This is a genomic window from Ferrovibrio sp. MS7, assembly GCF_038404985.1.
GTDB lineage: Bacteria > Pseudomonadota > Alphaproteobacteria > Ferrovibrionales > Ferrovibrionaceae > Ferrovibrio > Ferrovibrio plantarum.
Map to the genome: position 1 here is coordinate 1,234,623 of NZ_JBBKBA010000001.1, position 25,405 is coordinate 1,260,027.

Below are 25,405 nucleotides of genomic sequence, written 5' to 3' on the forward strand. Positions count from 1 at the left end.
GACAGTGGTGAGACACAGTGGTTAAGGCATGGAGGGGACCATGAACGCGGTGGCACGGCATGCGGATTTCCGTGGCGAGACCGGCGAAGCGGCGCGGCTGCGCGTGCGCAGCGGCGACCATCGCGGCCCCACGGCCGGCCTGGCGCCCGGCTATGTGCAGGCCAATCTGGCAATTCTGCCGCGGGCACTGGCCGCCGACTTCCAGCGCTTCTGTGCGCTGAATCCGAAGCCATGCCCGCTGCTGGCTTCCACCGAGCCGGGCGACCCGCGACTGCCGACGCTTGGCGCCGATATCGATGTGCGCACCGACCTGCCGCTCTACCGCGTCTGGCGCAACGGCGAATTGGTCGAGGAAGTGCGCGACCTCAAGGCCTTGTGGCGCGATGATCTGGTTGCCTTCCTGATCGGCTGCTCGTTTTCCTTCGAGGAAGCGCTGCTCGAGGATGGCATTCCATTGCGCCATATTGCTTGCGGCAGCAACGTGCCGATGTACCGCACCAATATTCAGAACCAGCCCTCTGGCGCCTTCCATGGCCCGCTGGTGGTGTCGATGCGTTCGTTCAAGCCCGCCGATGCGATCCGCGCCGTGCAGATCACCTCGCGCTTCCCGAATGTCCATGGCGCGCCGGTGCATATCGGCAAGCCGGAACTGATCGGCATCAAGGATCTCGCCAAGCCGGATTACGGCGATGCGGTGGAGGTGAAGGACGATGAGTTGCCGGTGTTCTGGGCCTGCGGCGTCACGCCCCAGGCGGTGATCGCCGCCGCCAAGCCGGATTTCTGCATCACCCATGCGCCGGGCTACATGCTGGTCACCGATCTGAAGAACAGCCGCCTGGCGATTCTTTGAGACGTTTTCGATAGTCAACCACAGGAGGGGAATATGCGTGCCATGATGAAATCGCTGGCTTTGGCCGGCATGGTGCTGGCCGGCATGGCCGGCAGCGCCGTTGCGCAGGAAATGCCGAAGACCGCACTCAAGGTCGTCGGCGCCTGGGGCAACCTGACCCAGTACAAGAATTTCGAGCAGCCGTTCTGGACCAAGGAAATCACCGAGAAGTCCAAGGGCGCCATCACCGCTGAAATCACGCCGTTCAACGAAATGGGCCTGAAGGGCGCGGAAATCTTCCGCCTGATGCGCCTCGGCGTCATCGATTTCGGCTCCACCGTGCTTGGCTATGTCGCCGCCGACGATGCCCGCAACGAAGCCGTCGACCTCGCCGGCCTGTCGCCGGATGTCGCCACCGCGCGCAAGGTCTCGGATGCCTACAAGCCGGTTTACGACAAGTTCTACCGCGAGCGCTTCGGCGTGCAGGTGCTGGGCATCTGGCCGTATTCGGCCCAGGTGCTGTTCTGCAACGGCGAGATCAAGGGCCTCGCCGACCTGAAGGGCAAGAAGGTGCGCACCGGCAACCGCACGCTGGCGGAATTCGTCGAAGCCTTCGGCGGTACCGGCGTGACGCTGGCCTTCAACGAAGTGGTGCCGGCGCTGCAGAACAAGGTGGTGGATTGCGCCATCACCGGCACGCTGTCGGGCAATTCGGCCAAGTGGTACGAAGTCGCCACCCATATCTATGCCCTGCCGCTGGGCTGGAGCCATGTCATGCACGCCGTGAACGTGAAGACCTGGGACAAGCTGCCGGCGCCGGTGAAGACTTTCCTGCAGGCCGAGATCGCCAGCCTGGAAGACCGCATCTGGAAGGCCGCTGCCGAAGAGACCGACCAGGGCTATGACTGCAATGCCGGCAAGGACAATTGCACCATGGGCACCAAGGCCAAGATGACCGTTGTGCCGGTGTCGGAAGCCGACAAGGCGCTGCTCAAGAAGGTGATGGCCGAGACCGTGGTGCCGAAATGGGCCGCGCGTTGTGCTGGCGATTGCGTGCCGGCCTGGAACGACTCGATCGGCAAGATCGTCGGCATCACTGCCAAGGCCAACTAAGTAAATTGGGGCCGGAGCGATCCGGCCCCAATCTCTTCTCTCTCTCTTCCCATCTCAATTTCATCTGCATCGGAGGGCGGGCGATGACCTTGCTCGATCGCTGGTTGGCGCTGGCCGACCGTATCTCCAGCTATGCCGTCTGGTTCGGCGGCACGCTGGTGCTGGCTTCCGCGATCCTCGTGTCGGTGGACGTGCTGCTGCGCAAGATCCTGCTGGTGTCGCTCGGCGGTGCCGATGAACTTTCCGGCTATGCCTTCGCCATCGGCACCGCCTGGGCGCTCGGCTTCACGCTGCTACGCCGCGCCAATGTCCGCGTCGATGCCCTCTATACCCGCCTGCCAGCGCCGGTCTGCGCCGTGCTTGATCTCGTCGCCCTGGCCAGCCTCGGCCTGTTCATCGGCCTGCTCACCATCCAGGCCTGGGATGTGCTGGATACCTCGCTGAGCTTCCAGGCCCGCGCCACCACGCCGCTGCAGACGCCGCTCTGGATCCCGCAGGTCCTGTGGGTGATCGGCCTGGGCCTGTTCCTGTTCACCCTGGCGCCGCTATTCCTGCGCAGTCTGCTGGCCCTGTTGAGCGGCGATCTCGCCACGGTGCGGCGCCTCGCCGGTGCGCGCACCATCGAGGAAGACGCCGCCGATGAATCGGCCCATACCGCTGCCCTGCGCGTGAAGGAGTAAGGCCCATGCTTGGCACCACCCTGATCCTCCTGCTGGCCCTGCTCGCCGCCGCCCTGCCGGTAGCCGGCGCACTCGGCACCCTCGGCCTGCTGCTCGACAAGCTCTATTCCAAGATGCCGCTGAGCCTGGCGCTCGGCGAGGTCGCCTGGTCGTCGTCTAAGGATTTCCTGCTGGTCTCGATTCCGATGTTCATCCTGCTCGGCGAGATCCTGCTGCGCGCCGGTGTCGCCGAGCGCATGTATGGCGCCATGGTGAAGTGGCTGAGCTGGATTCCCGGCGGCCTGATGCATTCCAATATCGGTGCCTGCGCCATTTTCGCCGCGACTTCTGGTTCCTCGGTGGCGACGGCCGCCACGGTCGGCACCGTCGCTTTGCCGCTGGTGAAGAAGCATGGCTATAACGAGCGCCTGTTCCTCGGCACGCTGGCTGCCGGCGGCACGCTCGGGATTCTCATCCCGCCGTCGATCAACATGATCATCTACGCGGTGCTTACCGATACCTCGATCCCCAAGCTCTATCTCGCCGGCATCATTCCGGGTCTCGGTCTCGCCGGCCTGTTCATGCTGCTGGTGGCTTTGGCCTGCTTTTTCCGCCCCGCCTGGGGCGGCAGCAGCCTGAGCTATAGCTGGGGCGAGCGCGTTGCCAGCCTGGTCGACCTGGTGCCGCCGCTCGGCATCTTCCTGGTGGTGGTCGGCTCGATCTATGCCGGCATTGCCACGCCGACCGAAGCCGCTTCGCTGGGTGTTGTCGCGGCGCTGGGCTTGGCTGCGTGGTACCGCAAACTGTCGTTTGCCATGATGCGCGAAGTGCTGGAAAACACCATGCGCACCACCGCCATGGTCATGCTGATCATCGTGGCGGCGTATTTCCTCAATTTCGTCATCTCGGCCATCGGCCTCACCACCATGCTCACCGATTTCATCTCCGGGCTGGGCCTGTCCAAATTCTCCATGCTGATCGCCGTGGTGATCTTCTATCTGATCCTCGGCTGCTTCATGGAGACCCTCTCCATGATGATCACCACCATCCCGATCATTGCTCCAGTGATGATCGGCCTCGGCTTCGATCCGATCTGGTTCGGCATCGTCATCATCGTGCTGATCGAGATGGCGCTGATCACGCCGCCGGTGGGCCTGAACCTGTTCGTGGTGCAGTCGCTGCGCAGCCATGGTTCGCTGAACGACGTCATCGCCGGCTCGATTCCCTTCGTGCTGACCATGATCGTGCTGATCGTCCTGCTGGCGATCTTCCCCGGCCTGGCCCTGTGGCTGCCGCAGACTTTTGGGTAAGGAGTTGACGATGCTTCAGTTCACCCGCCATTGGGCCGGCCGCCAGGATCGTATCGCGGCCGAGATTACCACCCTGATCGTTGCCGGCTGGACCGGCCGCGACAGCCACGCCATCGAGCATCACATCGAGGAACTGGCCGCCCTTGGCGTGCCGCGTCCGAGCACGACGCCGCTATTCTATCGTCTCGGCGTCGGGCAGTTGATCCAGACCGGCAATCTGCAGGTGCTGGGGCCGGATAGCTCGGGCGAGGTCGAGCCGGTGATTGTATCGCTGGCCGATGGCCTCTGGGTCACGCTGGGTTCCGACCATACCGACCGCAAGGCGGAAGCCGCCGGCGTCGCGCTCTCAAAGCAGATGTGCGGCAAGGTGGTGGGCGAGGAATTGTGGCGCTTCGACGAGGTGGCGCCGCATTGGGACAAGCTGATGCTACGCAGCCATGCCACCATCGACGGCCAGCGCCTGTTGTACCAGGAAGGCAGCATTGCCGCGATCCGCGATCCGCGCGACCTGATGGCGCGCTATCTCGGCCCAGGCTCGAGCTTGGATACCGCCAGCCTGCCGCCCGGCAGCCTGATGTTCTGCGGCACGCTCGGCGCCATCGGCGGCGTGCGTCCGGCGGCGCGGTTCGAGATGGAATTGCACGACCCGGTGCTAGGCCGCAGCCTGAAGGCTGGCTACACTGTGGAAGTATTGCCCGTTATCGCCTGAGGAGCCGTTCGTTATGCCTGTGTCCAGCCGTGATCGTCTCGAGGCCTGCCTCGCCCGCATCAAGGATCCGGCCGGCGAGGGCAAGCGCGTGTTCATGCGGGTGTATGAGGAAGCGGCCTTTGAGGCCGCTACTGCTGCCGATGCGCGCAAGGCGCGCGGTCTGCCCCTGAGCCCGCTGGATGGCAGCATCGTCTCGATCAAGGACCTGTTCGACCAGCCCGGCGAAGTGACGCTGGCCGGTTCGAAGCTGCTGCGCGATGCGGCCCCGGCGCTCGCCGAGGCACCGGCCATCGCCCGGCTGCGTGCCGCCGGTGCGGTGATCATCGGCAAGACCAACATGACCGAATTCGCCTTTTCCGGCGTTGGCATCAATCCGCATTACGGCACCCCGGGTAACCCGGCCGATCGCAGCCGCATTCCCGGCGGTTCTTCGTCGGGCGCGGCGGTGAGCGTGGCCGACGGCATGGCGGAAATCGCCATTGGTACCGATACCGGCGGTTCAACGCGTATTCCCGCAGCGCTCTGTGGTATTACTGGCTGGAAGCCGAGCCAGCAGCGGGTGCCGCGCGATGGCGCCTTCCCGCTCTCCTTCGCGCTCGATTCCATCGGGCCGCTGGCGAAAAGCGTGACGGAATGCGCGCTGGCCGATGCCGCCATGGCCGGTGAGCCGGTGCTGCCGCCCGATGCCGCGCCTCTGGCCGGCCTGCGTTTCGGCATCCCCACCGGTCCGCTGCTCGACAACATGATGCCCGAGGTGGCGCAGGCTTTCGCGGTTGCCAAGGCCGTGCTGGAAAAGGCCGGCGCGCGCATCACCGAATGGCCGATTGCCGATCTGCTGGGGCAGGCCGGTGTGCTGAATGCGCGCGGTGGCCTGGTGGCGCCGGAAGCCGCCCATATCCATTCGGCCTGGTTGGAAAGCAAGGCGGAAGAATTCGATCCCATGGTGCTCGGCCGCGTGCGCCGGGGCTTGGCTGTCTCAGGCCCGGATTACGTGGCGATCCAGCAGGGCCGCGCCGCCCTGGTGCATGCCATGGACCAGCGGCTGGCCGATATCGACGCGCTGCTGTTGCCCACCGTGCCGCTGCTGGCGCCGAAAATCGCCGAACTGGCCAATGATGAGGCGGCCTTCACCCGCGACAACCTGCTGCTGTTGCGCAATACAGCAGTTATGAATTTCTTCGATCTCTGCGCCATTTCGCTGCCCATGCCGGTGGCGCTGGGCGCACTGCCCGCCGGGCTCATGCTGGCTTCCCGCAATGGCCAGGATAAGCGCTTGTTCCGTATGGCGCTTTCGGTCGAGGCTGCCCTGGCTTAAGGGCGGTCTAGCCAAAGCGGGGTTTTTAGCCCTATAACCCCGGCCATGAGCCAGTCCCGCCCCGCCTCACAGCCCGCTAAAGTCGGTATCGTCAGCCTTGGCTGCCCCAAGGCGCTCGTCGATTCCGAACGCATCATCACCAAGCTGCGCTCGGAAGGCTATGCCATTTCCGGCGCCTATGACGATGCCGATGTGGTGCTGGTGAATACCTGCGGCTTCCTCGACAGCGCCAAGCAGGAAAGCCTGGAAGCGATCGGCGAGGCGATGCGCGAGAATGGCCGCGTCATCGTCACCGGCTGCATGGGCGTGGAGGAAGAGAAAATCCGCGGCCTGTTCCCGGATGTGCTCGCCGTCACCGGCCCGCAGCAATACGAGGCGGTGGTCAGCGCCGTGCATGAAGCGGCGCCGCCGGCCCATGATCCCTTCGTCGATCTGGTGCCGCCGCAGGGCATCAAGCTCACCCCGCGCCATTATGCCTATTTGAAGATTTCCGAAGGCTGCAACCATTCCTGCAGCTTCTGCATCATCCCCTCCATGCGCGGCAAGCTGAAGAGCCGGGCGTCGAATGATGTGCTCTACGAAGCCGAGCGGCTGGTCAAGGCCGGGGTCAAGGAACTGCTGGTGATCTCGCAGGATACCTCGGCCTATGGCGTCGATCTCAAGCATGCCGAAAGCGTATGGCGCGGCCAGAGCGTCAAGGCACGCATGACCGAGCTATGCGAGGCGATGGGCTCGCTCGGTGCCTGGGTGCGGCTGCATTACGTCTATCCCTATCCGCATGTCGATGAAGTCATCCCGCTGATGGCGGAAGGCAAGCTGCTGCCCTATCTCGATATCCCGTTCCAGCATGCCGAGCCGCGCGTGCTGAAATCGATGCGCCGCCCCGGCAACCAGGTGAAGCTGCTGCAGCGGCTGAAATCCTGGCGCGAGATCTGCCCGGATATATCCGTGCGCTCCACCTTCATCGTCGGCTTCCCCGGCGAGACCGAAGCCGATTTCGAGTTCCTGCTCGACTGGATGCAGGAAGCCCAGCTCGACCGCGTTGGCTGCTTCAAATACGAGAATGTGGAAGGTGCCGCCGCCCGCGACCTGCCGGACCAGGTGCCGGACGAGGTGAAGCAGGAGCGCTGGGAGCGGTTCATGGCGGCGCAGCAGAAGATTTCCGCCGCCAAGCTGAAGGCCAAGATCGGCCGCACCCTGGATGTGCTGGTGGATGAGGTGAAGCGCACCACTGCTGTCGGTCGCAGTTACGCCGATGCGCCGGAAATCGACGGGCTGGTGAAGATCAAGGCAGCAAGCGGCGTCAAGGTCGGCGACATGATCAAGGTGCGCATCGACAAGGCCGACGCCTACGACCTCACGGGTACGCGGGTCGGGTAACCAACTATCGTCATACCCGCGAAGGCGGGTATCCCATTTTATAGTGAAATGGGACCCTCGCTTTCGCGAGGGTGACACAGGTTGTCGTCTTAGGGCCGCCCCTTCACCGCCTGCTTCCAATACTCGGCATCCTCATACACCGTCGGATCAGGGATGCCGGCGAGATGGAAGGCTTCGGCACGCTCGACGCAGGTGCCGCAGCGGCCGCAATGATGCGCGCCACCCTTGTAGCAGCTCCAGGTTTCGGCAAACGGCACGCCCAGCATGGCCGCTTCCGTGACGATGCCGGCCTTCGTGGTGTGCACGAAGGGCGCGAAGAGTTCGACCTCCCCCATGCCTTCGAGTGCCTTCTCCTGCATGGTGCGGAAGGCATCGACGAAGGCCGGGCGGCAATCGGGGTAGATGAAATGGTCGCCGCTATGCACGGCGATGCCGACCGCCTCCGCCTTCATGCCGCTGGCGATGCCAAACGCGATGGTCAGCATGATGGCGTTGCGGTTCGGCACGATGGTGGATTTCATCGTCTCTTGCGCGTAATGACCGTCGGGAATGGCATCCGCCGCCCCGGCGATCAGCGAGGATGACGACAGGAACTGCGCCAGGGCGCGGATATCCACCACGTCATGCCGCGCACCAAGGCGCTGGGCGGTGCGGGCGGCATATTCCAGTTCCTTGGCATGGCGCTGGCCGTAATCGAAGGTCAGCAGCCGCACCAGTTCGCGCTCGGCAGCCACCTTATGCGCCAGCGTCACCGAGTCGATGCCGCCGGAGCAGAGGATGACGGTCTTGAGGCTCATGCCGGCCCCCCATTCATGCCGATTGTAACTCAAGTTTGCGGCGGCGCTGCTGGTTCAGCGCCAGCAGGCCGAGCAGGGCCAGTGCCGGCACATAGACCCAGTGCTTGGTCGGCCGGTCGGAGGGCAGCAGCACCTCGGTGATGACAAAGCCGTTTTCCAGGCCGACGCGCTTCGCCGCCGAGCCGAACTTGATGCCGGCGATCTGCATGCGGTCACCGAGCTGGGTCACCGTGGCGCCGGCGGCATTCACCCGGACGCGGCCATCGCCAGGCGCAGTGAGCGGCAGCGACACCGTCTTGCGCACATCCTCGCCCTCGATATTGGTGCCTTCCACGATCATCAGCAGGCGGCCATCGGCGGGCAGTTCGCCGGCAATGCGGAACAGCTCATTGCCCGGCCGGTGGATATAGGGATCATACAGCTTGTCCCAGAAGAAGCCGGGGCGGAACAGCGCAAAGCAGATCAGCAGCAGCGCGATATTCTCCCACCAGCGGCTGCGGGTGATGAACCAGCCCATGGTGCCGGCGGAGAAGACCAGGATGGCGATGGTGGAAATCACGATCACCAGGCCGGCTTCCAGCCAGTGATCGACGTCGATCATCAGCATCTGCGGATTGAAGATGAACACGAAAGGCAGGATCGCCGTGCGCATCGAATAGACCGTGCCCTGCAGGCCGGTCTTGATCGGGTCTTCGCCGGAGATGGCGGCGGCAGCGAAGGAGGCAAGGCCGACCGGCGGCGTGACGTCGGCCATGATGCCGAAATAGAACACGAACAGATGCACCGCGATCAGCGGAATGGCGAGGCCCGATTGCGCGCCGAGTTCCACGATCACCGGCGCCATCAGGGTTGCCACCAGGATGTAGTTCGCGGTGGTGGGAATGCCCATGCCGAGGATCAGGCAGATGAAGGCGGTGAGCAGCAGCATGGCGATCAGGTTGCCGCCGGAGACGAACTCGACGAAGTCGGTCATCATCAGGCCCATGCCGGTCAGCGTCACGGTGCCGACGATAATGCCGGCGGTGGCGGTGGCGATGCCGATGCCGACCATGTTGCGGGCGCCGAGATTGAAGCCATCCACCAGATCGGCAACGCCCACCCGGAAGGCGGCACCGATATCCTGGTGGCGGAACAGCGCGATCAGCGGCCGCTGCGTCACCACGATGGCCATGATCGAGGCGGTGGCCCAGAAAGCCGAGAGGCCGGGCGACATTTCCTCCACCATCAGGCACCACAGCAGCACGATGATCGGCAGGGTGAAATGCAGTCCGGTGCGGGCCACGGCCCAGGCCTCGGGCAGCACGGTGATCGGTGAGTTGGGATCATCGAGCTTGAGATCGGGATAGCGCGCGCCATACCACAGCGTCACCAGGTAGAGGCCAAGGCCGGCAAGGCCCACCAGCCAGGGGGCGGCAGCGCCGAACACAGCCTGGATGCCGAGGATGCCGTAATAGATCGCGCACATGGCGACGATGGTGCCGCTCCAGCCCAGCGCCAGCCGCAGCCAGCGTTGCGCCCTGGTATGCGCGGCGGAGCGCATCAGCGGCTTGGAGCCGATCTTCACCGCTTCCAGGTCGACGATGTAGAACAGCGCGATATAGGAGATGATCGCCGGCAAAGCGGCGTGCTTCACGATTTCGGAATAGGGCAGGCCGACATATTCGGTCATCAGGAAGGCGGCGGCGCCCATCACCGGCGGCATGATCTGGCCGTTCACCGAGGAGGCAGTCTCGATGGCGCCGGCCTTGATGCCGGAAAGCCCGGTACGCTTCATCATCGGGATGGTGAAGATGCCGCCAGACACCACGTTGGACACCGAGGAACCGGAAACCACGCCGTTCAGCGCCGAGGAAACCACCGCCACCTTGGCCGGGCCGCCGCGCAGATGGCCGAGCAGGGCAACGGAAATCTGCATCATGTAATTGCCGCCGCCGGCCTTCTCCAGCAGCGAGCCGAACAGCACGAACAGGAACACGAAGCTGGTGGAGACGCCGAGCGCGACGCCAAACACGCCTTCCGTGGTCAGCCATTGATGCTGCAGGAACTTGGTCAGCGACGAGCCTTTGTGCTGGATCACTTCCGGCATGTAGGGGCCGGCGAAGGTGAACAGGATGAAGAACAAGGCCACCACCACCATGGGCGGGCCGAGCGTGCGACGCGTTGCTTCCAGCAGCAGCAGCATGCCGATGCCGGCGATCACCAGGTCCTGCATGATCGGCGTGCCGGGGCGGGTCGAGAGCGCCACGTAATGGCTATAGAGATAGCTGGCAGCAAAAGCGCCGAGCAGGGCGAAGATCCAATCGAGCAGCGGCACGCGGTCGCGCGGCGATTTCTTCAGCGCCGGATAGGCGGTGAAGGCCAGGAACACCGCGAAGCCGAGATGGATGGCGCGGGCTTCGGTGTCGTTGAGGATGAATACACCGAAGATGAAGGGCAGCGGCGAGGCATACCAGACCTGGAAGACCGACCAGGCCACGGCAACGATCAGCAGGATGCGGCCCGCCAGGCCCAGCGGCTCGCGCGCACCGGTATCGGCTTCCGCCACCAATTCATGCAATTCGGCTTCGCTTGCCGGCCGGCGCTTGCTGTCGTCGCTCATCACTGTCCCCGAAAAATCGTCACGCAATAGAAAACGGCCGGCCCGTTGCCGGGCCGGCCGTGCAGGCCGGACTTACATCCAGCCCTTTTCCTTGTAGTACTTGATGGCGCCCGGATGCAGCGGCGCCGAGAGGCCGTCCTTGATCATGTTCTTCGGCTCCAGCACGGCCAGTGCCGGATGCAGCTTCTTGAACTCGTCGAAGTTGTCGAAGGTGGCCTTCACCATCTGATAGACGGTCTCATCCGCAACCTTGGCCGAGGAAACCACGGTGGCGAGCACGCCGTAGGTGGTGGTCGGCTGCGGGTTGTTGTTGTAGAGACCACCCGGGATCGTCGCCTTGGCGAAGAACGGGAAGTCAGCAACCAGCTTGTCCACGGCCGGGCCGGTCAGCGAGATCAGCTTGGCGCCGCAGCTCGTAGTCGGATCCTGGATGTTGGCGGAAGGGTGGCCGACGCCGTAGAAGAAGCCGTCGATCTTGTTGTCGCAGAGCGCCGGGCCATGCTCGTCGGCCTTCAGCTCGGAAGCCAGAGCGAAGTCCGAGAGCTTCCAGCCCATGGCGCCCATGAGCTGCTCGAACGAGTTCCGGGTGCCCGAACCCGGATTGCCGATGTTGAAGCGCTTGCCCTTGAAATCCTCGAACTTGGTCACGCCGGCTTCCTTGCGCGCCAGCACGGTGAACGGCTCGGGATGGATCGAGTAGACCGAGCGCAGGTCGGTGAACGCGCCGGCATCCTTGAACGCACCTTCGCCCTTCAGGCCGTAGTAATGCACGTCAGACTGCGCCATGCCGAAATCCAGTTCGCCGGCCCGGATGGTGTTGACATTGAAGGCCGAGCCGCCGGTCGATTCCACCGAGCAGCGGATGCCGTGAGCCTTGCGATCCTTGTTAAGCAGGCGGCAGATCGCGCCGCCGGCCGCATAGTACACGCCGGTGACGCCGCCGGTGCCGATGGTGACGAATTTCTGCTGGGCGATGCCGGCGCCGGGCAGGGCGGCCAGCAAGGCAGCGGCGAGTGCGCCACCGGCCAGATGCTTGATTGAGAACGCGGTCATATTGTTGTCCCTCCTTGTTGAGATCGCGATAGGCACGCAAAACGGTGAAGAGTCGCGAGGCCGCTTACCGTCCTTCTGATAGCGGAAAGCGCATTGCCCCCGCCATGCGTATCGGTGCCGGCCCCATGCTCTTGTGTAATGGGGCCGTTCCAGAATGATTCCGTCAAGCCGCAGGGGCCGACAACATTGTAGCGATACTTTTCTCCGCCCAGGTAAGGGCTGCGCCGAATTGCCCGGCCAGCAGGCCCGGCGGGCCATGCTTGGGGCGCATCACCTGTACGGCGAAGGGAATCGAGGGCTGCAGGCGGCGGATCGCCACCTTGGCCGGATTGCGCGCTGCCGCCGTATACTGATCGACGATGGCTGCCCCGGCGCCCTTTTCCACCAGGGCCAGTGCCACCTGGTTGGTTTTCACTTCCACGATCGGATCGAGTTTCACGCCGGCGAGGTTCAGCACCGCCGAAAATACCGAACCCAGCGGATCGTCGCTGCGCAGGCCGATGAAGGGCTGGCGCGTGAAGTAGTTCAGCTTTACCAGATGGGGCAGGTTTTTTTCCTGCGCCGCCGGAAAGGCGCCGAAGAAATGCCCCTGGGCCAGCGGCGCCAGTTCCAGGCCGGGATGCGGCGGGATATCGAAGCCGATGCCGATATCCACCTCCTGTGTCAGCACGGTGCGCACCAGGTCGGCATATTGCCGCGTCTCGACCTCGAAGGTCACATCCTTGTGCTTCTGGCGGAAGCGCGTGATCGCCAGCGGCACCAGTTCCAGGCACAGGGCCGGCGCCGCCGCGATGCGCAGATGGCCGCTGGAAGCCGTGCCGAGATTGCGCGCCAGCTTGCGCAGGTTCTCCAGGCCGGCGATCAGTTTCTCGCTTTCCGCCTGCAATATCAGGGCTTCCTTGGTCGGCAGCAGCCGTCCGCGCACGCGGTCGAACAGCTTGTAGCGCAACTGGTCCTCGGCGCGCAGCAGCAGCCGGGTTGCCGCCGGCTGCGAAATATTCATCAGCTTGGCTGCCGCCGTGATCGTGCCGGTCAGCATCACGGCGTGAAAGATTTCCAGATGGCGCAACTGCATCGCCGGACCCCTCGGTTTCGCCCATAACATAAAGGTATGGGTGGTCCGAGTAAACGCAGTGGTCCGGCCCGACCGTCGGGCGCATGCTCAGGCCTGCCTCCCCCGGCAGCAGCGCCCCCTCCGACAGCAACGGGCGCTGCGACATAGAAGAAGGAAATTTGCCATGCATGTGCTGGTAATCGGCGCCGGCGTGATCGGCATGACCACGGCCTGGGCTTTGGCCCGCGATGGTCACCAGGTGACGGTGCTGGATGGCGGGCCGGAACCGGCCAGCGGCGCCAGCCATGCCAATGGCGCGCAGCTCAGCTATTCCTATGTCGCGCCGCTGGCCGGTCCCTCGATCTGGAAGGACCTGCCCAAGCTGCTCTGGGGCCGTGACGCGCCGGTGCGTTTCCGCGCCGGCTTCGATCTGCGGCAATACCGCTGGGGCCTGAAATTCCTTGCCGCCTGCACCGGCGCCAAAGCGCGCGGCACCACGGAGGCGTTGCTGAAATTGGCCTTCCTCAGCCGCGATGTGCTGGGCGGCGCCAAGGAACTCCGTGAAATCGAGTTCGATCATGTGCAGGCCGGCAAGCTGGTGGTCTATTCCACGCCCGAGAGTTTCGCGGCGGCCAAGGCGCAGACCGCTTTCCAGCGGACGCTCGGCTGCAAGCAGGAGGTGCTCGATGCCCCGGCCTGCCTGGCGCTGGAGCCGGCTTTGCAAGCCATCGCGCATCGCCTGGTCGGCGGTATCTTCACGCCCGATGATGCCGCCGCCGATCCGCGCAAGCTCTGCCTCGGCCTGCTCAAGCTGCTGGAAGGCCATAACAGCGGCGTGCAGTTCCATTTCAACACACCGGTGATCCGGCTGCTGAAAGAGCAAGGCCGCCTGGTGGGGGCCGAAACCGCCAATGGCGTGTTCCGGGCCGATGCCTATGTGCTGGCCGGCGGCATCAGCAGCGTCGAGCTGGCGCGCGGTATCGGCCTCGACCTGCCGCTCTACCCGATCAAGGGCTACAGCCTGACGCTGGATGTCGCCAACGAGAATGCGGCGCCGCGCGTCAGCGTTACCGATTACGGCAACAAGGTGGTCTATGCCCGGCTGGGGCAGAAGCTGCGCGTCGCCGGCATGGCCGATATCGTCGGCAGCGACTTGAGCCTGGAGCCGGACCGCGTGGCGCAGCTTACCCGCCAGGCGGCGGAAACCTTCCCGGTTTCGCCGCAAGCGCCATTGCAGCAGCCCTGGTGCGGCCTGCGCCCGGCAACCCCGAGCGGCCGTCCGATCCTGGGCAAAAGCGGCATCGACGGCCTGTGGCTGAATGTCGGCCATGGCGCGCTCGGGCTTACGCTGGCTTTCGGCTCGGCGGCAGCCGTCGCCGCCGTGATCGGCGGCAAGCAAGCTCCGGTGTCGCTGGCCGATTTTTCGCTGCAAGCCTGACGCCTCCCTTAATTCAGGTCCCGCATCCAGGCGCGGGCGGCATCGGCATCGGCCGTCTGCCGCCCGGCGAAAGGTGCCCCGACACTGATCTGGCGTACCAGCGCGGCATTGTCGGGCGCCGACGAGCCATCGGCGAGCAGGGTGTTGTTCTCGAAGCCGACGCGGGCATGGCCGCCAAGGCCGAGCGCCGTGACGGCACAGGCGCCTTCCAGCTTGCCGAAGGCGCAGACGGCGAATTCGCCCCAGGCCGGCTGCCATAGCTGCATGAACGGCAGCAGATCCGTCGGCTGCGATTGCTGCCCCGCCGTGTAGCGGCCGAGCACGAACAGCACGAAATGCCTCTCGCCCGGCACGATGCCGCGCGCCACCAGGTCGCGGAATTTCTGCAGGTCCTCGGCGGAATAGAGGATGTATTGCAGCAGGGTGCCGGCCTTGTGCATATGCTTGAGGAAATCCGCCGCCGCCGCTTCATGGGCGGCATCGGGCACGATTTCGCGAATCCCTAAGCTGCAAGCCTCCGGCATCAGCTCGCGCATTGCCGCGATCTGCTCCGGTGCGGCATAGATACCGGCGGCCTCGCTGGTGCATTGGATGATCAATTTGTCGCCCAGTGCTGCGCGGATGCCGGCAATCGCCGGGCGGTAGAGTTCCGGCGCGATGGAATGGCGCCCACTCGGCTCGCGCACATGCAGGTGGATCATCGCCGCACCGGCCTCCAGGCAGGATACGGCGCAATCCACCAGTTCCGGCACGGTGAGCGGCACGGCGGCGTGATCGGCTTTCAGCTTGCGCGCGCCGTTCGGCGCCACGGCGATGAGGGCGGGGAGCATACTCATGCCACTGCTCCCGCGATGGCGGCATCCACCGCATCGCCCAGCCGTTCCACGATCATGTCGATCTCGGCTGCCGTTGCTATGAAAGGTGGTGCCAGCAGCACATGGTCGCCGTGCAGGCCGTCGATGGTGCCGCCCATGGGATAGCACATCAGGCCGCGCGCCATCGCCTCGCGCTTCACCCGCGCATGCAGTTTCAGCGCCGGATCGAAGGTGGATTTGTCGGCGCGGTCGCGCACCAGCTCGATGGCCTGGAACAGGCCGCGGCCACGGATATCGCCGACATGATGATGGTTGCCGAAACGCGCCTGCAGCCGCGCGGTGAGGTGGCTGCCCATCGCCACCACGTTTTCCAGCAGCTTGTCGCGCTTGATCACGCGCTGCACTTCCAGCGCGGCGGCGCAGGCCACCGGATGGCCCAGATACGTGTGGCCGTGCTGGAAGAAGCCGCTGCCCTGCCGGATCGCGTCGATGATCTTGCCATGGATCAGCACGGCGCCGATCGGCTGGTAGCCGCCGCCTAAGCCCTTGGCGATCACCTCGATATCCGGCGCAATGCCTTCCTGTTCGCTGGCATGCAGCGTGCCGGTGCGGCCCATGCCGCACATCACTTCATCCAGGATCAGCAGCACATCGTATTTGTCGCAGATTTCGCGGATGCGCTTGAAATAACCGGGTGCCGCCGTCACGGCGCCAAGCGTGGCGCCCACCACCGGCTCGGCGATGAAGCCGATCACGTTTTCGGCGCCAAGCTCCAGGATTTTGGCTTCCAGGTCGTTGGCGGCGCGCAGGCCATAGGCTTCCAGGCTTTCGCCCTCCTGGCGCTCGCGATACTCGAAGCAGGGCGCGATGTGATGCGCCTCGATCAGCAGGGGCGCGAATTGCCGCCGCCGCCAGGCATTGCCGCCGACCGCCAGCGCGCCAAGCGTGTTGCCGTGATAGCTCTGGCGCCGGGCGATGAAATGGCGTTTTTGCGGCTGGCCCTTCTCGACCCAGTATTGCCGCGCCAGCTTCAAGGCGGTCTCGATGCCTTCCGAGCCGCCGGAGATGTAATAGACATGGCTCATGCCGGCTGGCGCATCCTCGATCAGCATGTCGGCCAGGGTCTCGGCCACTTCGGTGGTGAAGAAGCCGGTATGGGCGAAGGCCAGCTTGCCGGCCTGCTCCTGCAGCGCCCGGGTCACGTCTTTATGACCATGGCCGAGGCAGCTCACGGCGGCACCGCCGGAGGCATCAATGTAACGCTTGCCGTCTTTGTCGGTCAGGTAGATGCCTTCGCCGGAAACGGCGACGGGCAGGGGGAATTGCATCTGGCGATGCAGGATGCGGCTCATGGTTTCCTCGTCTTACGCGCTGCCCAGTAGGTGTCGAAGGCGCCGAGCTGGGCCTCGGCGTTGCGGATGGCGTTGAGTGCCTTGTCGCCGGCACGGGCGGCGAGCAGGGCGAGCAGGGTTTCGCAGGCGGCGAAGGCCGGCGTCACGCCGTGGAAGAAGGAGGGGCCATCGGTCGGCACCAGCAAGGTGGTGGCGGCCTGGCGGGCCAGCGGCGAGAGCGGGCTGTCGGTGATGGCCAGCAGCTTGACGCGGCGTTGGGTGGCGAATTCCGCCTGTTCCACGGCGCCGCGCGTATAGGGCGCCAGGCTGATCGCCAGCAGCACATCCTGCGGCCCGGCATGGCGCAACGGGTCGCGGCCGGTGTCGCCGGGGCCATCGAGCAACTGGCCATTGTCGCGCAGCAGGCCGTAGACATAGGCGAAGTGATAGGCGACGGAAAAACAGGAGCGCAGCCCCAGCACATAGACGCGGCGTGCGGCCTCGATGGCCTCGGCGGTATCCAGCAGCGCCTGGGTGCCGTTTCTGGCGGTGAGGGCGCTTACCTGCTGCGCCTGGTGGCGCTCCATCTGTTCCGCCAGCGGCGCCGCGCCGCCCTGGCGGGCGCGTTTCTGCAGGCCGGGTACGCGCTCGGAAAACGGCGCCGACTTGCCCCCAGGTACAGGCCCGGGACGCAAAGCCTGGGCATGCACCTGGCGGAAGGCGTTGTAATCAGCGAAGCCCAATTGGCGCGCCAGGCGCAGCATGGTCACCGGCGGCACGCCGGCGCGGCGGGCCTGCTCGCGCATGGACAGCAGGGCGACATCCTGGGGATGTTCGAGCACGAAGCGGGCCGCTGCCTGCGCCTGGGGCGTGAGGCTGTCGAACTGGTCGACGATCTGCGGGCCAAGCGGGGCGTGCTCCATGGCGGCGAAGCAAACCATGGAATCGCTGTGCCTGCAACAAATGATTCAATTTTCTTGATCGTGAAACAAATGCTCCGAAATACAGACAATTTATCGATAAAGTGTGATTGTTCTTGCACCCTGCGGAGCCTTGGGTAGAATTCAGCCCAGAGCAGGAGCGGGGCGTGAGCAACACGGAAAATCAGGCAGTGGTGGACCAGGCCCCCGTTGTCTTTCAGACAATGGGCGACACCGCCTTCAGTGTCGAATTCGCCACCAAGGTGGACCGCGCCGCCAATGCCCGCGTCATGGCTTTGCATCGCATGCTGGCTGCCGCCGCCCTGCCCGGCGTGATCGAGGCGATACCGTCGTTTGGCGCCCTGGTGATCCAGTATGATCCGCTCAGCACCAGCCGCGCCGGGCTGCAACAGGCCGTGGAAGCCATGCTGCCGCAGTTGAAGCCGGAAGCCGCCGCCGGAAGGCTGTGGTCGATTCCCTGCTGCTACGATGCCGAATTCGCGCCGGATCTCGCCGAAGTCGCCGAGCGCCGCGGCCTCAAGCCTGCCGATGTGGTGCAGGGCCACAGCCAGGGCCGCTATTTCATCTACATGCTCGGCTTCATGCCGGGGCTGGCCTATATGGGCGGGCTCAGCGAGACGCTGCAATTGCCCCGCCGCTCGGCGCCGCGCCTGAAAGTGCCGCAGGGCTCGGTGGCCATCGCCGAGGCCATGACCACGATCTATCCCTGGGAAAGCCCGGGCGGCTGGCATCTGATCGGCCGTACCCCGGTGCGGCTGTTCGAGCAGCACCGGCCGGAGCCGATCCTGTTCGCCGCCGGCGATGAAGTGACCTTCCGCGCCGTTTCCCGTGCCGAATTCGATAAAATAGCCGCAGAGGTCGCCGCTGGTCGCTTCAATCATGGCTCGCTCAAGGTGATGTCATGATTCGCGTCAAGGCACCGGGCCTGTTCACCACATTGCAGGATCTTGGCCGCTATGGCGCGCAAGAGCAGGGCATGCCGGTGGCCGGCGCCATGGACACGCTGGGGCTGCGCATCGCCAATGTGCTTTGCGGCAATGCCCAGAATACGGCGGCGCTGGAACTTAGCTATATGGGCCCGACCCTGGTGGCCGAAGCGGATGCCGTGCAATTTGGTCTCGCCGGCAACATGGCGGTGGAATGGCTGCCCGCCGATGGCGGCAGCCCGAAAAAGCTCAATTCCTGGCGTAGTGTCACGCTGAAGCGCGGTGAAGCCTTGCGTATCGGCGTGCTGGGCGAGGCCTATACCTATGTTGCCGTGGCTGGCGGTTTCGATCTGCCGCCGCTTTTGGGCAGCCTCTCGACTTATACCCGCGCCGGCCTGGGCGGCTTCGAGGGCCGGCAGTTGCGCGAGAATGATGTGCTGCCGCTGAAATCCGTTGCGCCTGGCAGCGATCAGGAATTGGCCGCTGACGCGGCTTCACTCTATGGCGAGGGGCCGGTGCGGGTCACGCTGGGGCCGCAGGCCTATCGTTTCTCGGAAGCCGGCACGCAGGCGTTTCTGTCAGGCGAATACACCGTGAGCAAGGAAGCCGACCGCATGGGCTTGCGGCTCGAAGGCCCGGTTATCGAGCATCTGCGCGGCGCCGACATCGCATCGGAAGGCATTGTCACCGGCGCTATCCAGGTGCCGGGCAACGGCCAGCCGATCCTGCTGCTGGCGGATCACCAGACCACCGGCGGCTATACCAAGATCGCCACGATCATTTCCGCCGACCTGCCGCGCGTCGGCCGGCTCAAGCCCGGCGCGAAACTGCGCTTCCAGGCGGTCAGCGTCGCGGAAGCTGAAAGCATCCGCCGTGCCCAGGAAGCGGCGCTGAAAAGCCTGCTCGGCAGCATGCGCCCGGCGCGGCCCGAGGGCGGGCTCGACCTCGATGCGCTCTACACGGCCAATCTGATCAGCGGTATGGTGGATGCCGCAACAGGAGCAGACGCATGAAAGTAAACCTGAACAGCGATCTCGGCGAAAGCTATGGCGCCTGGACCATGGGCGATGATCCGGCGATGCTCGGCGTCGTTGGCTCGGCCAATGTCGCCTGCGGCTTCCATGGCGGCGATTGGCTGGTGATGCGCAACACCGTGCTGGAAGCGAAGAAGAATAATGTCTCCATCGGCGCGCATCCGAGCTATCCGGATATCCAAGGCTTCGGCCGCCGCGCCATGAATATCACCGGCGTGGAAGCCGAAGCCTTGATGGCCTATCAGATCGGCGCCCTGCAGGGCATCGCGGCGCTCGCCGGCCATAAGGTGACGCATGTGAAGCCGCATGGCGCGATCAACAACAAGGCCTGCGTCGACCGCGCCCTGGCCGATGCCCTGGCGCGCGGCTCGGCGGGCGCCGGGCGCGACCTGATCTTTCTGGCGCCGGCCGGCTCGGCCCTGGTGGCGGCGGGCAAGGCGGCGGGCATCCCGGTGGCCGAGGAAGTGTTCGCCGACCGCAATTATGATGACGATGGCAACCTGGTGCCGCGCGGTCAGGCCAATGCCATGGTGCATGATCCGGAAGAAGCGCTGCAGAATGTGCTGCGCATGGTGCGGGAGCAGGTGATCGTTTCGGTCACCGGCAAGCGCATTCAGGCGCGTGTCGACAGCATCTGCGTGCATGGCGACAGCGACGGCGCCGTGGCGATGGCGCGGCATATCCGCTCAGGCCTCGAAGCGGCGCAGGTGCGGCTGGTGACGCTGCCCGAGATGCTGGCTTAGCCTTTCTGTTTTGTCGGCAGACGCCGGAAGTCCGCCGTTGCCAGGCCTTCCGCCGCTTGGCCGGCAAAACGGCCGGGCGGTTCGCCATAGCGTGCCTTGAAGGCACTGATGAAATTGGTGACGTGATTGTAGCCGACGCGGAAGGCCACCTGTTTCAGCGGTGCGCCGGCTTCCAGCGCGATGCGCGCATGTTCCAGCCGCTGGTTGCGCAGCACGTCGAACACCGTGCCGCCGAATTCATGGCGGAAACAGGCATTCAGCCGTTTTTCGCTCAGGCCCACTGCCGCAGCCAGGTCGCCCAGGCCCGGCGGATTCCGCATATCGGCCAGCAGCCGCTCGCGTGCCGCCATCACCGCGTCGCGCTCGCGCAACGTGATTGGCCGGCCTTGCCGGGTCTTGGCGGCGAGCTGTGTCGCCAGCAGTTGCAGCACCGTGCCTTCCATGAACAGCAAGCGCAGCGGGCCGTTCAGGCCCGGCGCGAACAGGCCGGCCGCCAGCCGGCGCAGGCGCTGGTCCGCCGGCATGGTGATGAAGCGGCTGACGGTGAATTCGCGCGCCAGCATCGGGCGCAGGGCCGCCGGCAGGTCGCCATCGAAAATGCGTTCCAGCCGATCCAGCCGCAGCGCATAGCCGGCCAGCCGCAGATGCTGCGGCGCCTTGACGTGATAGCGCGGGTTGCGGTCGGAGGGGCGGAACAGCAGGGCCTGATCAGTACCGGAGGTGGCGAGCTGGCCATCGGGCATTTCGATCTCGACCTTGCCTGAAACCGTGATGTTGCTGCTGATCCAGGGCTCGGATTCGGTATCGCGGGGTTGCACGGTGATGTCGTTGCGGACCTCGGCGCTGGTGAGGAAGATGCGCAATCCCGGGCCGGTCTCGATCCGCTCGATTTCCGCCTTCCACTGGCTGTCATCCAGTTTCATGCGCGCACTGACTTGCAGCGGCCGTTCGCTGCCCGCCTCATGCAGCAACCAGTCGATATTGTTCATTCGCCCCCGTTCGCGCCCCACCGCGATTCTTTCCATACCCTGTGGCTGTTTCGCATAGCACCACCGGTTGCGCATAGCACGCGCTTTGCGGCGATTTGCTCGCCGAAATGGCTTCTTTTCAATTGGAAATTGACATTGTCGATCCGGAAATCTCTGGCGCCGCGTAAATCCTGCCCTCCCGCATAATTGCGGCTTTTTCCCATATACCGCCCTGCTTGATCCATCCCGATGCCGCCGGAATAAGGAATGAAATCAAGGGATTTGGGGGTGTAATGCGGGGCATTGGAACGGGTACAGGGCTGTGGCGGGCGGCGACTGTCGCCGCAGGGGTGGTGTTGCTATTCGCCAGCATGCCTGCCCAGGCGCAGGACCTGAAATGGGGGCCGCATATCGACCTTGAGGCCAAGCCGGGCAGCAAGCGCAGCCTGGGCGAGGCCGATCTGTTCGTGCCGCTGCTGCAGAATGCCGACACGCTGCTGTTTGGCAGCTTCCGTGCGCGGATGGATGATCAAGAGAGCAGCGAAGGCAATTACGGCCTCGGCCTGCGCCACATGCTGAGCAGTGGCTGGAATCTTGGCGCCTATGGCTATTTCGACCGGCGCCGCACGGAATATGGCAACCATTTCCACCAGGCGACCTTCGGCATTGAGGCGCTGTCGCAGGATTGGGATCTGCGCGCCAATTACTATGCCCCGGTCGGGCGGCGCAGCCACCGGATCGACAGCCTGAACGCGGCGTCGATCTCTGGCGCCACGGTGGTCGTGCGCGGCGGTGAGGAACGCAGCCTGGGCGGCTTCGATGCCGAGGTCGGCTGGCGTGTGCCGCTGTTCGATGCCAAGGCGGAGCAGCAGTTGCGCGTCTATGGTGGCGGCTACCGCTTCAGCGAAAGCGGCGTGCCGGATATCAGTGGCCCGCGCGCCCGCGCCGAACTCACCTTTGATTCTATTCCCGCTCTGTGGGACGGGTCGCGCTTCTCGCTCGGTGCGGAATGGCAGCATGACGAGCCTCGCGGCAGCCAGGGCTTTCTCACCGCGCGGTTGCGCATCCCTCTTCAGGTTTACGGAAAACCTGCATCGCGGCTGACGCCGATGGAACGCCGCATGGCCGATCCGGTGATGCGCGATGTCGATGTCGTCACCCGGGCCGGTACCTTCGGTGCGCCGGAGGTGGCGACGGCCACGAATGGCAACCCGATCAGTGTGATCAGCAGCACGCAGAATACGGGCGCGACGCTGAGCGATGAACTGGCGGCTGCGGGAGCGAACTCCACTGTCATCCTTTCCGGCACTTTCAATACGACCGCAACAACCACCATGCAGGTCGGCCAGACCGTTATGGGCTCCGGTACGCTGCGGGTGCGTAGTTCCTCTGGCCGCACGGCAATTCTGACCACGCCGACGGCAACGATTTCGGGCGCAATCGATTCCGGGATAACCCTGGTGGCCAACGCCGATGGTGCCGTGACAGGTCTTGCCATCAGCAATACGCACAGCGCGAGCGGCTCCGCCGCGAGTCTGAGCGTCGAAGGCAATAATGTCAGGGTTGCAAATAATGTGATCACTGCGGGCAGGTTGGATGCAGTCAACAGCAACACGGCTGTTGCCCTTCGGGTCCAGGCGGATAACGCCGTAATTGATGGCAATGTCATCACGACAACAAATGTCGGCGGCGGTGCTGCGATCGGCCTTGTTCTGGATGCAGCGAACAATGCCCAGGTTACGGGAAATACGCTCAGTGCATCCGGCGGGGCTAGTAACTGGCACACGATGTTTTTTGGCGGAGTGAATGTTTCGACCGGTTCTGTCGGTAACAGACTCGGCACCGGGAACACAGGTAGTTGCAACACGCAGAACAATGGCAGCGGTTTTGTGGGCTATGCCAATGCGCCCGACTGCAACGCCTTCTGATGGGGAAACGAATGAAAACCACGGCAAGAATTACCGCGGTGCTCTTTGTGTTCGCCAGCATGCCCGCCCTGGCGCAGGACCTGAAATGGGGTCCGCATATCGACCTTGAGGCCAAGCCAGGCAGCAAGCGCAGCCTGGGCGAGGCCGATCTGTTCGTGCCGCTGCTGCAGAATGCCGACACGCTGCTGTTTGGCAGCTTCCGTGCGCGGATGGATGATCAAGAGAGCAGCGAAGGCAATTACGGCCTCGGCCTCCGCCACATGCTGGGCAGTGGCTGGAACCTCGGTGCCTATGGCTATTTCGACCGCCGCCGCACTGAGTATGGCAACCATTTCCATCAGGCGACCTTCGGCCTTGAAGCCTTGTCGCAGGATTGGGACCTGCGCGCCAATTACTATGCCCCGGTAGGGCGGCGCAGCCACCGGATCGACAGCCTGAACACGGCGACAATCTCAGGTGCCACGGTGATGGTCCGTGGCGGCGAGGAGCGCAGCCTGGGCGGCTTCGATGCCGAGATCGGCTGGCGTGTACCGCTGTTCGATGCCAAGGCGGAGCAGCAATTCCGCGTCTATGGCGGCGGCTATCGCTTCAGCGAAAGCGGCGTGCCGGATATCAGCGGCCCGCGCGCCCGCGCCGAACTCACCTTCGACAGCGTGCCGGGCCTTTGGGAAGGGTCGCGCTTCTCGCTCGGTGCGGAATGGCAGCATGACGAGCCTCGCGGCAGCCAGGGCTTTCTCACCGCGCGGTTGCGCATCCCTCTTCAGGTTTACGGAAAACCTGCATCGCGGCTGACGCCGATGGAACGCCGCATGGCCGATCCGGTGATGCGCGATGTCGATGTCGTCACCCGTGCCGGCAGTTTCGGTGCGCCTGAAGTGGCGACGCAGACGACGGGCGGCCAGACGCTTGCCGTGGTCAACAGCAGCTTGACGGCCGGTACGGCCCTGGCGGGCGAGGTAACCGCCGCCGGTGCGAATTCCACTGTCATCCTGGTCGGCAGTTTCAATACCGGCACCAACGCTGTGACGCTGAACAGCGGCCAGACGGTCATGGGCGCCGGCACGCTGGGCGTGCGCACCGCCACGGGGCGCACGGCGTCGCTCACCACGGCATCGGCCACGATCAATGGCCAGGTCGCCGCTGGCGTTGCCGCCGCTGTTTCCATGGGCAGCAACAGCACATTGAGCGGCATGACCGTCACCAACACGACGGCCGGCGGCAGCGGCGCCAGCGGCGTCGTCATCGATGGTGGCGTCAGCGGCGCAACCATTGCCAACAGCACGCTCACCGGCATTTCCAACGGCTTCGATGCCGCGGGCATCCTGTTGCTGAACGGCACGAATATTACAATCCGGAACAACACCATTACCGGCACCAGCAATGGCGGCACGAATGCCATCGGCCTGAATGTGTCGCCGACTGCCACCAGCAGCGCGCTGCTGGCCGGCAATACGGTCAGCGCTTCGGGCGGCACGACCAACCTGCATACCGCCGTCGTTTCAAATACCGGCGCGGTCACCATCCTGGGCGGATCGACCGGCAATGTAATCGGCAGCGGCACCTGCTTCAGTTCCGGCGGCTCCACCACGGGCTCGATCAGCTATAACGGCGGCAGCACCTGCCCGTAAGGCCGGTTGCCCCGGCTTGACGCCGCCCCCCCTCGCCCGGCAAGACTGCCTCTTGCCCGCCAAGACTGGGCGAGGGGAGTCCGTCCATGACCAAGTCCAAAGCCGCCAAGCCTGCTGCTGCAAAGCCCGGCCCCGCAAAGCCTGGCCCGGTGAAATCAGAGGCCGTGAAATCAGGGACCGCCAAACCGCGCCAGCCGGACGTGACGCGGCGCAACATCCTGGATGCGGCCTTGGTCGAATTCGCCGCCCATGGCCTGGCCGGCGCGCGGGTGGATGAGATCGCGGCGCGGTCCGGCTCCAACAAGCGCATGATCTATGAGTATTTCGGCAACAAGGAGGGCCTCTGGCTCACCGTGCTGGAAGGCGCCTATGCGCGGATGCGCGAGGAGGAGCACACCATCGATGTGGCGCGCATGAAGCCGGTGGACGGCATGCGCTACCTGATGGAATTCAATTTCCGCTTCTGCGCCCGCAACCCGGAATTCATCGCCCTGTTGAGCGCGGAAAACCTGAATAAATCCAGCTATCTGCGCGGCTCGGAAAAGATCCAGCAGCTCTATTCGCCGCTGCTGGCGGTAATCCGCGACCTGCTGGATCGCGGCCAGCGCGAAGGCGTGTTCCGCAAGGGCGTCGATCCGGTGCATGTCTATCTCACCATTGCTTCGCTCGGCACCTGCTACTTTTCCAATATCCACACGCTTTCCACCATTTTCGACCGCGACCTCGGCTCGGCGGCGGAGCTGAAGAGCCGCACCGAGCATTGCGTCAACGTGCTGCTGGGCTATCTGCGGGCCTGAGAGCCGTCCGCAACAAATTCGTAACCGTTCAGTTACTT

General features: G+C 64.7%; 22 protein-coding genes. 14 read left to right on the forward strand and 8 right to left on the reverse strand.

Going from position 1 to position 25,405, the window contains the following annotated elements; genetic code table 11:
* Window positions 1-40 precede the first annotated feature (40 nt).
* The 7 genes from V6B08_RS05880 to rimO all read left to right on the forward strand — a co-directional run bounded on the left by V6B08_RS05880 (window position 41) and on the right by rimO (window position 7,315).
* Window positions 41-850 carry a putative hydro-lyase gene (locus tag V6B08_RS05880; protein ID WP_341978796.1) on the forward strand — a complete coding sequence of 270 codons (810 nt, stop codon included), beginning with the start codon at window positions 41-43 and terminating at the stop codon, window positions 848-850.
* 33 nt (window positions 851-883) lie between these two features.
* Window positions 884-1,942 carry a TRAP transporter substrate-binding protein gene (locus V6B08_RS05885; protein WP_341978797.1) on the forward strand — a complete coding sequence of 353 codons (1,059 nt, stop codon included), beginning with the start codon at window positions 884-886 and terminating at the stop codon, window positions 1,940-1,942.
* 83 nt (window positions 1,943-2,025) lie between these two features.
* Window positions 2,026-2,622 carry a TRAP transporter small permease subunit gene (locus V6B08_RS05890; RefSeq protein ID WP_341978798.1) on the forward strand — a complete coding sequence of 199 codons (597 nt, stop codon included), beginning with the start codon at window positions 2,026-2,028 and terminating at the stop codon, window positions 2,620-2,622.
* Window positions 2,623-2,627: 5 nt separating this feature from the next.
* Window positions 2,628-3,911 carry a TRAP transporter large permease gene (locus V6B08_RS05895; RefSeq protein ID WP_341978799.1) on the forward strand — a complete coding sequence of 428 codons (1,284 nt, stop codon included), beginning with the start codon at window positions 2,628-2,630 and terminating at the stop codon, window positions 3,909-3,911.
* A 10-nt stretch (window positions 3,912-3,921) separates the two neighbouring features.
* Entirely contained in the window at window positions 3,922-4,620 is a 699-nt protein-coding gene (locus V6B08_RS05900; protein WP_341978800.1) for a DUF2848 domain-containing protein, read from the forward strand.
* 13 nt (window positions 4,621-4,633) lie between these two features.
* Window positions 4,634-5,935: an amidase gene (locus tag V6B08_RS05905; protein ID WP_341978801.1), complete on the forward strand. Its 1,302-nt coding sequence runs from the start codon at window positions 4,634-4,636 to the stop codon at window positions 5,933-5,935.
* A gap of 45 nt (window positions 5,936-5,980) precedes the next feature.
* A complete protein-coding gene (gene rimO / locus V6B08_RS05910; RefSeq protein WP_341978802.1) occupies window positions 5,981-7,315 on the forward strand; it encodes a 30S ribosomal protein S12 methylthiotransferase RimO in 1,335 nt (444 codons plus the stop codon).
* 89 nt (window positions 7,316-7,404) lie between these two features.
* Here the strand turns inward: rimO and queC are convergent, their stop codons facing one another.
* From queC to V6B08_RS05930, 4 genes are all read right to left on the reverse strand, one after another.
* Window positions 7,405-8,112 (reverse strand): 7-cyano-7-deazaguanine synthase QueC, encoded by a 708-nt coding sequence (gene queC, locus V6B08_RS05915; protein WP_341978803.1) that lies wholly within the window; start codon window positions 8,110-8,112, stop codon window positions 7,405-7,407.
* A gap of 13 nt (window positions 8,113-8,125) precedes the next feature.
* On the reverse strand, window positions 8,126-10,711 hold the full coding sequence (locus tag V6B08_RS05920; protein ID WP_341978805.1) for a TRAP transporter permease: 2,586 nt from the start codon (window positions 10,709-10,711) through the stop codon (window positions 8,126-8,128).
* A 72-nt stretch (window positions 10,712-10,783) separates the two neighbouring features.
* On the reverse strand, window positions 10,784-11,764 hold the full coding sequence (locus V6B08_RS05925) for a TAXI family TRAP transporter solute-binding subunit (RefSeq protein WP_341978806.1): 981 nt from the start codon (window positions 11,762-11,764) through the stop codon (window positions 10,784-10,786).
* A gap of 163 nt (window positions 11,765-11,927) precedes the next feature.
* Window positions 11,928-12,839: a LysR substrate-binding domain-containing protein gene (locus tag V6B08_RS05930; protein WP_341978807.1), complete on the reverse strand. Its 912-nt coding sequence runs from the start codon at window positions 12,837-12,839 to the stop codon at window positions 11,928-11,930.
* A gap of 58 nt (window positions 12,840-12,897) precedes the next feature.
* Here V6B08_RS05930 and V6B08_RS05935 point away from each other — a divergent pair, with 58 nt between their 5' ends.
* Window positions 12,898-14,256, forward strand: a complete 1,359-nt coding sequence (locus tag V6B08_RS05935; RefSeq protein ID WP_341978809.1) for a D-amino acid dehydrogenase — start codon at window positions 12,898-12,900, stop codon at window positions 14,254-14,256.
* Between the two features lie 8 nt (window positions 14,257-14,264).
* On the opposite strand, the gene V6B08_RS05940 is transcribed toward V6B08_RS05935, so the two are convergent.
* The 3 genes from V6B08_RS05940 to V6B08_RS05950 are packed head-to-tail and all read right to left on the reverse strand — an operon-like array spanning window position 14,265 to window position 17,325.
* Complete coding sequence (locus V6B08_RS05940; protein ID WP_341978811.1) at window positions 14,265-15,092, reverse strand: beta-keto acid cleavage family enzyme; 828 nt, start codon at window positions 15,090-15,092, stop codon at window positions 14,265-14,267.
* Window positions 15,089-16,423: an aspartate aminotransferase family protein gene (locus V6B08_RS05945; RefSeq protein ID WP_341978813.1), complete on the reverse strand. Its 1,335-nt coding sequence runs from the start codon at window positions 16,421-16,423 to the stop codon at window positions 15,089-15,091. Before V6B08_RS05945 ends, V6B08_RS05940 begins: the two co-directional genes overlap by 4 nt.
* Window positions 16,420-17,325, reverse strand: coding sequence for a MurR/RpiR family transcriptional regulator (locus V6B08_RS05950; protein ID WP_341978814.1), 906 nt, complete (start codon window positions 17,323-17,325; stop codon window positions 16,420-16,422). Before V6B08_RS05950 ends, V6B08_RS05945 begins: the two co-directional genes overlap by 4 nt.
* A 164-nt stretch (window positions 17,326-17,489) precedes the next feature.
* Here V6B08_RS05950 and pxpB point away from each other — a divergent pair, with 164 nt between their 5' ends.
* Genes pxpB through V6B08_RS05965 form a run of 3 tightly spaced genes read left to right on the forward strand, consistent with a single transcriptional unit; the run spans window position 17,490 to window position 20,046 of the window.
* Window positions 17,490-18,248, forward strand: coding sequence for a 5-oxoprolinase subunit PxpB (gene pxpB / locus V6B08_RS05955; protein WP_341978815.1), 759 nt, complete (start codon window positions 17,490-17,492; stop codon window positions 18,246-18,248).
* Window positions 18,245-19,282: a 5-oxoprolinase subunit C family protein gene (locus tag V6B08_RS05960; protein ID WP_341978816.1), complete on the forward strand. Its 1,038-nt coding sequence runs from the start codon at window positions 18,245-18,247 to the stop codon at window positions 19,280-19,282. The genes pxpB and V6B08_RS05960 overlap by 4 nt, the downstream gene beginning before the upstream one ends.
* Complete coding sequence (locus V6B08_RS05965) at window positions 19,279-20,046, forward strand: LamB/YcsF family protein (RefSeq protein WP_341978818.1); 768 nt, start codon at window positions 19,279-19,281, stop codon at window positions 20,044-20,046. Before V6B08_RS05960 ends, V6B08_RS05965 begins: the two co-directional genes overlap by 4 nt.
* Here the strand turns inward: V6B08_RS05965 and V6B08_RS05970 are convergent.
* The gene (locus tag V6B08_RS05970; protein WP_341978819.1) at window positions 20,043-21,035 is read right to left on the reverse strand and encodes a helix-turn-helix transcriptional regulator; all 993 of its coding nucleotides are present in this window, start codon (window positions 21,033-21,035) and stop codon (window positions 20,043-20,045) included. The genes V6B08_RS05965 and V6B08_RS05970 overlap by 4 nt on opposite strands.
* 215 nt (window positions 21,036-21,250) lie before the next feature.
* Between V6B08_RS05970 and V6B08_RS05975 the strand changes: the two genes are divergently transcribed.
* The 3 genes from V6B08_RS05975 to V6B08_RS05985 all read left to right on the forward strand — a co-directional run bounded on the left by V6B08_RS05975 (window position 21,251) and on the right by V6B08_RS05985 (window position 25,367).
* A complete protein-coding gene (locus tag V6B08_RS05975) occupies window positions 21,251-22,942 on the forward strand; it encodes an inverse autotransporter beta domain-containing protein (RefSeq protein ID WP_341978820.1) in 1,692 nt (563 codons plus the stop codon).
* Window positions 22,943-22,953: 11 nt separating this feature from the next.
* Window positions 22,954-24,570 carry an inverse autotransporter beta domain-containing protein gene (locus V6B08_RS05980; RefSeq protein ID WP_341978822.1) on the forward strand — a complete coding sequence of 539 codons (1,617 nt, stop codon included), beginning with the start codon at window positions 22,954-22,956 and terminating at the stop codon, window positions 24,568-24,570.
* Between the two features lie 86 nt (window positions 24,571-24,656).
* Window positions 24,657-25,367, forward strand: coding sequence for a TetR/AcrR family transcriptional regulator (locus V6B08_RS05985; protein WP_341978824.1), 711 nt, complete (start codon window positions 24,657-24,659; stop codon window positions 25,365-25,367).
* The last annotated feature ends 38 nt before the right edge of the window (window positions 25,368-25,405 follow it).